At 63.1% G+C, this 1118-nt stretch carries 1 protein-coding gene; it reads left to right on the top strand.

Translation table 11 applies throughout. From position 1 onward, the window contains the following. Positions 1–89 precede the first annotated feature (89 nt). A partial coding sequence (locus HMPREF1316_RS13640) for an ABC transporter ATP-binding protein (protein ID WP_198009587.1) occupies positions 90–1118 on the top strand: 1029 nt, incomplete at its 3' end.

Below are 1118 nucleotides of genomic sequence, written 5' to 3'. Positions count from 1 at the left end.
GGGGAAGGGATATGAGCCATGGCAGCAGGAGGGAAAGGCCTTTTCCGGTTTTCGAGGTGACGGGCAGGAACATCTTGTTCGCCTCCTGTATGGTTCTGGCCACTGCGCTTGCCGCACTGGCGAGCCTGGTTATGGGCCAGGTCGTCGATGGTCTTGTGCGGGGCGAGGGACTCCAAGATGTGGGCGAGACACTGCCGGCACTGCTTGTGCTACTTGCCTCCTCTGCCTTCGCCGACCTCTTCCTCGGTCGGTGGCTGCCATTCAAGATGTCCATGGGAACGTCCATCAAGGCGTCAGAGATGACGGTCGACAGCGTGATCAACTGCCCCCAACGGGTCTATGGGAGGCACGGCAAGGGGTACTTTCTGAACCTTGCCACCGGCTCGTCCTTTGCCTACGGTGATGTCTATGCCTCGATAAGCATCGCATTCGTGGGAGGCGTCCTATGTGCGGTCATCGTCTGTGGCGTTGCCTTTGCCATGAACCTGTACCTGGGCATCCTGCTCACTTGCTACCTTCCCCTCTACTACCTTGTGATGGACATCCCGGGCCGCAAGGCGAACGACTTGCAGGGACGGTGGCTGGCCAGCCGCGATGCCTGGCTTGACGAGGGACGTCGCATCGTGGAGAACAAGCGCCCCATCAACGCCATCCGTGCGGAGGAAGCGTTCGCGAGCCGCTTTGAGGAGAGTTCCAACCAGTTCACGACATTCCTCAGGAACTTTGAGTTTGCTGAGGTCATTGTGGAGAGGCTTCCCCTTGATCTGTCCGGCGTCCTGCAGGTGCTGACCATCGGAGCGTGTGCCTTGCTCCATGCGGCAGGCCGCGTTCCGCTAGGGACGATCGTGAGCGCTGGCGTGCTCTGCCCCTTGCTGCGTGAACCCATGCATTATGTGAGCATGGCCAGGGGTTATCTTGGCGCGAATCGGGTGCACCTCGACCGCCTCAGGGGCCTCGCCTCCGAGGCCCGCGAGTCCTCGGGCTTCGAGGGGCTCTACCGCGACACCGGCGACCTCGCCCGCATCTCGGGGAGCCTGTGGGCGACGGCCGCGCGCGAGGGGGAGCCGCTGTTCCGGGCGGCGGGCGTGAGGGTGCCCCGCGGGGCCCTTACGGTGGTT

It is taken from the genome of Olsenella profusa F0195, from assembly GCF_000468755.1.
Lineage (GTDB): Bacteria > Actinomycetota > Coriobacteriia > Coriobacteriales > Atopobiaceae > Olsenella_F > Olsenella_F profusa.
The sequence above is the reverse complement of the archived record's forward strand: the minus strand, read 5'-3'. Positions and strand labels throughout refer to the sequence as shown.